At 31.6% G+C, this 8,221-nt stretch carries 9 protein-coding genes; 7 read left to right on the forward strand and 2 right to left on the reverse strand.

Going from position 1 to position 8,221, the window contains the following annotated elements:
* The first annotated feature begins 78 nt into the window (after positions 1 to 78).
* The 5 genes from AC1RPX_RS07320 (at position 79) to AC1RPX_RS07340 (ending at position 5,247) form a co-directional block, all read left to right on the forward strand.
* The gene (locus AC1RPX_RS07320) at positions 79 to 1,452 is read left to right on the forward strand and encodes an amino acid permease (RefSeq protein ID WP_481761814.1); all 1,374 of its coding nucleotides are present in this window, start codon (positions 79 to 81) and stop codon (positions 1,450 to 1,452) included.
* A gap of 345 nt (positions 1,453 to 1,797) precedes the next feature.
* Positions 1,798 to 3,171, forward strand: coding sequence for a bifunctional metallophosphatase/5'-nucleotidase (locus AC1RPX_RS07325; RefSeq protein ID WP_481761813.1), 1,374 nt, complete (start codon positions 1,798 to 1,800; stop codon positions 3,169 to 3,171).
* 37 nt (positions 3,172 to 3,208) lie between these two features.
* Positions 3,209 to 3,823, forward strand: coding sequence for a YutD family protein (locus tag AC1RPX_RS07330; RefSeq protein ID WP_481761812.1), 615 nt, complete (start codon positions 3,209 to 3,211; stop codon positions 3,821 to 3,823).
* A 22-nt stretch (positions 3,824 to 3,845) separates the two neighbouring features.
* Complete coding sequence (locus AC1RPX_RS07335; RefSeq protein ID WP_481761811.1) at positions 3,846 to 4,631, forward strand: TIGR01457 family HAD-type hydrolase; 786 nt, start codon at positions 3,846 to 3,848, stop codon at positions 4,629 to 4,631.
* Positions 4,615 to 5,247 (forward strand): TIGR01906 family membrane protein, encoded by a 633-nt coding sequence (locus tag AC1RPX_RS07340; RefSeq protein WP_481762413.1) that lies wholly within the window; start codon positions 4,615 to 4,617, stop codon positions 5,245 to 5,247. The genes AC1RPX_RS07335 and AC1RPX_RS07340 overlap by 17 nt, the downstream gene beginning before the upstream one ends.
* A gap of 78 nt (positions 5,248 to 5,325) precedes the next feature.
* On the opposite strand, the gene AC1RPX_RS07345 is transcribed toward AC1RPX_RS07340, so the two are convergent.
* On the reverse strand, positions 5,326 to 5,964 hold the full coding sequence (locus AC1RPX_RS07345; RefSeq protein WP_481761861.1) for a VTT domain-containing protein: 639 nt from the start codon (positions 5,962 to 5,964) through the stop codon (positions 5,326 to 5,328).
* 39 nt (positions 5,965 to 6,003) lie between these two features.
* A complete protein-coding gene (locus tag AC1RPX_RS07350; RefSeq protein ID WP_481761809.1) occupies positions 6,004 to 6,996 on the reverse strand; it encodes an NAD(P)/FAD-dependent oxidoreductase in 993 nt (330 codons plus the stop codon).
* A gap of 129 nt (positions 6,997 to 7,125) precedes the next feature.
* Here AC1RPX_RS07350 and AC1RPX_RS07355 point away from each other — a divergent pair, with 129 nt between their 5' ends.
* Together AC1RPX_RS07355 and AC1RPX_RS07360 are read left to right on the forward strand one after the other, a co-directional pair.
* On the forward strand, positions 7,126 to 7,710 hold the full coding sequence (locus AC1RPX_RS07355; RefSeq protein WP_481761808.1) for a peptidylprolyl isomerase: 585 nt from the start codon (positions 7,126 to 7,128) through the stop codon (positions 7,708 to 7,710).
* Positions 7,711 to 7,767: 57 nt separating this feature from the next.
* Positions 7,768 to 8,175 (forward strand): CvfD/Ygs/GSP13 family RNA-binding post-transcriptional regulator, encoded by a 408-nt coding sequence (locus AC1RPX_RS07360; RefSeq protein ID WP_481761807.1) that lies wholly within the window; start codon positions 7,768 to 7,770, stop codon positions 8,173 to 8,175.
* Positions 8,176 to 8,221 lie beyond the last annotated feature (46 nt).

Below are 8,221 nucleotides of genomic sequence, written 5' to 3' on the forward strand. Positions count from 1 at the left end.
TAAAAAGAATAATTTCTTTAGAAATTAACATGTGTCATGTATAATCTACTTAATTACTATAGAGGGAGTTTGATATTAATGGCAGAAAAAAGTTCAGAAGATCAGCATGTTAGAGGATTAAAAAGTCGACATGTTCAATTAATTGCAATTGGTGGAACAATTGGGACTGGTTTATTCTTGGGAGCAGGTCAATCTATTCATTTGGCTGGGCCATCTATTTTATTGGCATATATTATTACCGGAATTGCATGTTTTCTTTTAATGCGTTCGTTAGGTGAATTACTGTTATCGAATGTGAATGCACATTCATTTATTGATTTTATTTATGAATATCTAGGTGAAAAGGTTGGATTTGTTGCTGGATGGACATATTGGGTCTGTTGGGTAACAATTGCAATGACAGAAATTACCGCAGTCGGGTTATATATGAAATTTTGGTTTCCTAACTTGCCGCAATGGATTCCTGGTATGGTTATGCTCCTTATTCTTTTAGGAATAAATTTAGTTACAGTGGGATTATTCGGTGAAACAGAATTTTGGTTTGCACTCATTAAAATTATTGCCATTATTGTGTTGATATGTATTGGCGTGTATATGGTAGTGGTAAACTTTAAAACTTCAGCTGGGCATGCCAGTTTGACGAATTTAGTAAGTCACGGTGGATTTTTCCCCCAAGGAATTAAAGGATTTATTTTGTCATTTCAAATGGTACTGTTTAGTTTTGTCGGTATTGAAATGGTAGGATTAACAGCTGCAGAAACTGAAAACCCAACAAAGGTTATCCCAGAAGCAATTAATGAAATACCCTTAAGAATTATTTTGTTTTATGTAGGATCATTATTGGCAATTATGGCGATTTATCCTTGGAATATGATTTCGGAATCACAAAGTCCATTTGTTCAAGTATTTGAAAATATAGGGATAAAATCAGCAGCCAGCATTATTAATATTGTTGTAATTACAGCTGCAGCCTCAGCTTGTAATGGGTCTTTATTTAGTACAGGTAGAATGTTGTTCTCGCTTAATTATAATAAAAAAAATAAATTTTCTAAAAAAATTAGTAAGTTATCACATAATCAAGTACCTGCATTTGCATTACAATTTTCGACTCTTGTGATTGCAATTTCAGTCGTACTGAATATGTTTATGGCTGAATCGGTATTTACATTTATTTCAAGTATTGCAACGACTTGTTTCTTGTTCATTTGGGGAGCAATTGTAATTGCACATTTGAAGTATAGACGAAAAATAAAACTAGAAAAAACAGAATCAATGCTAGTATTTAAAATGCCTTTCTTTCCTGTTACAAATTATTTAATTCTATTATTTCTAACTTTTGTAGGTATTGTGCTATGCTTAAAACCTGATACATTAATTGCGCTGATTGCTTCAATTGGTTGGTTAATTGTACTCTATGTTATTAAAAGTGTTCAAATGAAGATGGAAAATTAAATTTTTGCTGAAAAGACCACGTGTGAGGGTCTTTTTTTGTATACTTAGGGCACAAATTAAAAGTAATTGTTGAAAATATTGTTTGATTTTGCTTCTAAAAACATTACAATTTAATAGTTAATTTCAGCGCGAGCAATACTATTTTCTGCATGCTATTTTTTGTAAAGGGTCATATAAATTCACTTGGACACGGTAAGCAGTATAATATAGGATATAGTATAACTAATAATGTTGAACCCACCTATTAGGAATTTGATGGTTAGAAAAGAACTTTAGGACAACCATAATAATATAGTTAGTGAAAAGAAAGTCAGTAAATAATCAAAATAAGGTGGATATAAACTAATGGAAAAAATAACGATTTTACATACAAATGATATTCATTCACATTTAGAAAATTGGCCTAAAATTAGGCGATTTTTACAATCTGAAAAAATAAAGCTTGAAAAACAAAATCAAACTGTTTTAACTTTTGATATTGGAGATGCAATTGATCGTGTGCACCCGTTGTCGGAAGCTACAAATGGCAAAGCCAATATTGAATTAATGAATACTGTAGCATATGATGCAGCGACAATTGGTAACAATGAAGGTATTGGTAATTCGCGAAGCCAATTACAACATTTATATGATAATGCAAAATTCGACATTATCCTTGATAACGTGGTAGATGGAGAAGTTAATAATCGTCCTGCATGGGCCAAAGAATATAAAATAATGGAAACTGCAGCTGGAACTAAAATTGGAATAATTGCCTTGACAGCACCATTTCCAATGACGTATGAGATGAATGGTTGGGAATCTAATCAAATTGATACCGTTTTACCTTCACTTTTAAAAAAAATAGCAGGTAAAGTAGATGTTATTATTTTGTTATCACATTTAGGTTTACCTGTAGATAGAAAAGTAGCTGCAAAGTATCCTCAGATAGATATTGTATTAGGAAGCCACACACATCATTTATTGAAATCCGGTGAAAAAGTTAATGAATCATTATTGGCCGCAGCTGGTAAGTGGGGGATGTACGTGGGCGAAGTAGCGATTGAACTTGAAAATCATAAAATTAGAAAAGAAGTTGCTAAAGTAATTGAAACAGAAAGTTTAGCAGAAGTTATAAGTGACCAAGACGAAATAGCAGAATATAGATTACGCGGAGAAAAAATTTTAACATCTGAAGTTGTTGCAAAATTGCCTGAAGATTTAGAAGCATCATGGACTAAAAATTCAGCATTAATGCAGACATCATTGAAAGCCATCGAAGCGGGTACAAAAACGGATATTGCAATGTTAAATGGTGGATTATTTTTGAAAAATTTACAAAAAGGATTTGTAACAAAAAATGACCTGCATCAAACACTGCCACACCCAATGCGGGTTATTACTGCTAAATTAACTGGTTATAATCTATGGCGATTAGTACAAGAAATTAAAAAGAATAGTTCATTTCTTAAGAAATTCCCAATTAAAGGGATGGGTTTTAGAGGCCAATTATTTGGTGAAGTAGTGATTGATGGACTGGTAGAACAAGAAAATGGGGACCTTATATATCATAACGAAAAAATTGACTTGGATGCATATTATACTATTGCAACAGTTGATCATTTTATGTATATACCGTTTTTTCCAACCATAGAAATAACCGGAGAAATTTCGATAAATGGCAAGAAATTTTTAAGAGATTACGTTGGGGACTATTTAAAACTAGAATTTTCTGTATAATGAAGTATGACTAAAGTTGTAAAAGGAGGTTTGAGATTTGAATCAAGCACAGAAAGAAAAGAGAGAACAGCAACTTGCAATAAAAGCAGAAAAAATTAAAGCTTATGCTAGTGATGTTGTTCGACAGAGTGAAACCCGAGTACTAATCGATAACCGTCCATATGATCTTGTTTCCAATTATAGAGATGGTTTTGAAATTGAAAAATTAACGGAACGATTTAGCCAAATTTTAACGAAATATGATTATATTGTTGGAGACTGGGGATATGATCAACTTCGATTAAGAGGTTTTTATAAAACCGAGAATAAAAAGGCATATCGGTCACAATGTATCGATACTCTTGAAGATTATTTATATGAATATTGTAATTTTGGATGTTCTTATTTTGTGTTGCACAATTTGGAAATTCAAAAACCTGAACCAATTTCTAATCCTAAAGAACGTAAAAAAACAGTTAAACCAGTTGGTAAGAAAAGAAAACCTGTAGTAAGGGCGCACACAACTGAAAAAAAATATCAAATAAAAAATAAAAAAACTAAAGTACCATTAAACAAGTCTAAACCAGTAAAACCACAAAAAAATAATTTAAAAACGGCAACAAAACGAACAAAGAAACACGAATTTGTAATTAGGCAAAAAGATAAAGCATAATTAAATAGGCAAGGTGATAATAATGGCATATAAAGGTTATATGATTGATTTAGATGGTACAATCTATCGAGGAAAAGAAAAAATTGCGGCAGCAAAACGATTTATCGAGTCTCTACAAGCAAGAAATATTGCATTTTTATTTGTGACTAATAATACGACTAAAATACCAGCTGATGTTGTCAATAATTTAGCAAATAATTTTGATATACATGTAACTGAGAAAGAAGTCTATACGGCGGCACTTGCAACTGCAGATTATCTAGATGCGTTAAACCCTGATAAAAGAAGTGTTTATATTATTGGTGAAAACGGATTAAAGAAAGCAATTATGGATAAAAAATTTATTATTGAGGAAACGACGCCTGATTATGTTGTTGTTGGGTTAGATTCCGATGTTACGTATCATAAATTTGAAATGGCAACTTTAGCAATCAAACGTGGTGCTAAATTTATTGGAACAAATGCTGATACTAATATTCCGAATGAACGTGGACTACTTCCTGGTGCTGGATCGCTGGTAAGGATGGTTGAATGTACAACACAACAAGAAGCTACTTATATTGGTAAACCTGAAACTATCATCATGGAAAAAGCCCTATCAAGACTTGGCTTGAAGAAAAGTGAAGTTGTGATGGTTGGAGATAACTACATGACAGATATTAAAGCCGGAATTAACTTTGGGGTTGATACAATGTTAGTCTATACGGGCGTTTCAACAAAAAACTTAGTGGCATCTAAAAAAGTTCAACCAACTATTCAATTGGATTCACTTGATGATTGGGACTTTGATAATGATAGAGCGCGTTAAAAAAATGGGACAGTGGCTAAGTTTATATCTAGCGATTGTCTCTTTTTCTATTATATTGGTAATTAATAGTACGTTTGTTTATAAAATTTTTATCAAGCAATCACATTTGAATAAAATTGTTGGGTTAAACCAATCAGAATTAATGTCTGATTATAATAATTTATTAGACTATTTTAACTATCCTTGGGTAAATAAAGTAAAAATGATATTGCCTTCATCATATAATGGGATGCAACATTATCATGATGTTAAACAATTGGTGCAGTTTAATTATGGTTGTTTTTTAATTTTAGGATTTATTGCAATAATATTTATTGGTCAATTAACAAAACAAAAGGAATTATGGAAATTGGTAAGACCTTTTCAGATGGCTATTACTGTTCCTTTTCTTAGTGTATTTTTACTTTTCTTTAATTTTGATCATTATTTTATACTATTTCATGAGCTCGTGTTTAGAAATAATGATTGGATATTTAATCCTAAACTAGATCCAATCATTTTGGCATTACCAGAAAATTTTTTTATGATTTGTTTTCTAATGGTCTTTTGTCTAATTGAGATGTTCTTTTTAGTTGGTATTTACTTTGGTAAGAGAGAAATTAAACGTAGTAATTAAAAAAACGAGACACCAGTGAAAATGGCGTCTCGTTTTTTTATTAGATTAAGATAGAAAGGGTGGGATATTAATAGCTAGTTATTTACTTAATTTTGACTTAATACCACTAAATACAGCTGGAATTAAGGAAATTAGTATGATTCCCAATACGACTAAAGAAAAATGTTCCTGTACGATTGCAATGTTTCCAAAGAAAAATCCAGCAGAACAACAAATGGTGACCCATGCAAATCCGCCAATTAGACTAAAGCGTAAGAAGCGAGAGTACTTAAATCCGCTACCACCAACGATGAAGGGAGCAAGCGTACGAATAATAGGCATGAATCTTGCTAAAATAATTGCGGGTCCACCATGTTTATTGAAAAATTGTTCTGTTTTATCGAGACTATCTTTGCTAATCATTTTATTAAATAATGAATGATCTGAAATTGAGTTCCCTACTTTTTTTCCAATAAAGAAATTTAGTGAGTCTCCCATGTACGCTGCAGCAAGAAAGAGGATTACAAATATCCAAATATTCAAATGATAAATTGAATTTGCTGCTAGAGCACTAGCTGCAAATAAAAGTGAATCACCAGGTAGGAAAGGTAAAATAACCGCTCCAGTTTCTATGAAGATAATAAAAAATAAGATAAGATAGGTCCAATTTCCAAAGTTGTTCACAATACTAATCAAGTGTGTGTCTATATGTAAAACAAAATCTATAAAAAAGTTTATGACAGACATAATATTAAATACCCCTTAAGTTCTATTTTTTTAATAATGTGGATTCATTAGTTGCGTACTATGAATAGTTCGATTAATATTTGGGTTTATAAAATTTAGGGCACTAGTTACGGCAGTCGGTGCTTCACCAAATCCTGAAGCAATTAGTGCTATTTTACCAGGGTATGAAACAATATCTCCTGCGGCAAAAACACCGGGAATGGAAGTTGCCATTTCAGAATTTACCGAGATTAGTTTCTTATCCATATTTATACCCCAAGCATTAATAATTTTATTATCGGATAAGTAGCCATAATTCACAAGTAAATTATCAACAATTATCGTTTTATTAAGATTATTTTTAGAATGTTTTAGCAAAATTTCAAGGCGACCATTCTTTTTAGAAAGTGATTGTATCGAAAAGGGAGTTTCAAATATAGTATCAGTTTTTTTGAGTTTTGTGACATTGTACTCTAGAGCTCTAAAGTTATCTCGACGGTGAATCATATGAATTTGTTTTGTAATGTTCGATAGCTCATTTGCCCAATCGATAGCAGAATCACCACCGCCAGCAATAGCAATTTGTTTATGAGAAAATTTAGAAAGGTCACTAATATTGTAAAATAATGATTCATTCTCGAATGTTGCTGAATTAGCAATATTTAATTTACGTGGCTGAAAAGAACCAATTCCAGCCGTAATAATAATTGTTCTACTATATGTAACCCGTTTAGAAGTTTGAATCCTAAAAATATCATTCTCTTTTTCGAAATTTAAGACGGTCTCATTTAATTTAACGTCAAAGTCAAATTGGTGAGCTTGCCTTGAAAGTTCCTTAATTAGATGTTCACCTGATATGCCAGTGAATCCAGCTATATCATATATTTTTTTCGTTGGATATAATGTACCAACTTGTCCACCAATGTCGGGAAGACTTTCAATAACTTGAGTTTTAGCTTGGCGCATGTGCGCATAAGTTGAAGTAAATAGTCCGATGGGTCCGGCACCAATGATAGTAATATCAAATATTTCATTTGTTGTCATAACAGTCTCCTAGCATTCCATTTAATAGCATTATAATAGTATAACGCATAAAAAATATAAAGTAATAGTAAAATAGAGTGAAATTGGGTACAATGGAATCAATAAAGTTTGAATAGGAGGAACATAGTTATGACATACCCACAATTAGACTTAGAACATGTAGTTGGACCAAAAGTTAAAATGATTACGAATTACGGTGATATAACGATTCAATTATTTCCAGAACAAGCACCTAAGACGGTAGAAAATTTCATTGGACTTTCAGAAAATGGATACTACAAAGACGTTATTTTTCATCGAGTGATTTCTGATTTTATGGTTCAATCTGGTGATCCAACAGGATCTGGAATGGGTGGTGAAAGTATTTGGGGTAAATCGTTTGCAGATGAATTTTCTTCTGAACTTTTTAACTTAAGAGGTGCTTTATCGATGGCTAATTCTGGACCATCAACAAATGGTAGTCAATTTTTTATTGTCCAAAATTCGAATGTTCCTGAACAGATGATTGGACAATTAAAGGATGCAAATTATCCTGAAGAGGTAGTCGTAGAATATAAAAAAGGTGGAACTCCTTGGTTAGATTTTCATCATACAGTATTTGGACAAGTTGTTAGTGGAATGGACATTGTTGATAAAATTGCGGGTGCAAAAACAGCTATGCAAGATAAACCAGTTGAACCAATTGTAATTGAAGATATGATAGTAACAAAATAAAGAGGATGAAAGTCCTTTTTATTTTGGCCGTTTTTACCGAAAGATTGAGGAGTATAAATGAAATATAGAATTGGACAAATTATTGTAGGAACTATAACAGGTATTCAATCATATGGTGCTTTTGTAACAATTGCGGATGGAGTTCAAGGCTTAATCCATATTTCGGAATGCCATAACGGTTATGTGGATAACATATTGAATTATTTAAAAATAAATGAAAAAATTACGGTTAGGATTATTGATATTGATGAATATAACAGTAAAATGAGTTTTTCAATTAGAAATTTTACTAAACAAAATAGTAATCTTAAAAGTACAGGTATTAAAATAAAACATAAATATTATTGGACAAATAGGTCTATAGATACAGGGTTTAAAGCAATAGATGATAAAATGGATTTTTGGATAAGCCAACAATTAAGAGATATTCACAGAAATAGACTTGACCAAGAAAAAGAAAGCTGATATATTTAATAAGTGCTATTGAGGCGATAATGAATATCGCAAATAA

It is taken from the genome of Dellaglioa sp. CoH-56-MRSF-14 (genome assembly GCF_056782115.1).

Coding starts and splice junctions, on each gene's coding strand:
- AC1RPX_RS07325 (WP_481761813.1), top strand. CDS start 1,798: ATGGAAAAAATAACGATTTTACATACAAATGATATTCATTCACATTTA.
- AC1RPX_RS07350 (WP_481761809.1), bottom strand. CDS start 6,996: ATGACAACAAATGAAATATTTGATATTACTATCATTGGTGCCGGACCC.
- AC1RPX_RS07335 (WP_481761811.1), top strand. CDS start 3,846: ATGGCATATAAAGGTTATATGATTGATTTAGATGGTACAATCTATCGA.
- AC1RPX_RS07340 (WP_481762413.1), top strand. CDS start 4,615: ATGATAGAGCGCGTTAAAAAAATGGGACAGTGGCTAAGTTTATATCTA.
- AC1RPX_RS07320 (WP_481761814.1), top strand. CDS start 79: ATGGCAGAAAAAAGTTCAGAAGATCAGCATGTTAGAGGATTAAAAAGT.
- AC1RPX_RS07360 (WP_481761807.1), top strand. CDS start 7,768: ATGAAATATAGAATTGGACAAATTATTGTAGGAACTATAACAGGTATT.
- AC1RPX_RS07355 (WP_481761808.1), top strand. CDS start 7,126: ATGACATACCCACAATTAGACTTAGAACATGTAGTTGGACCAAAAGTT.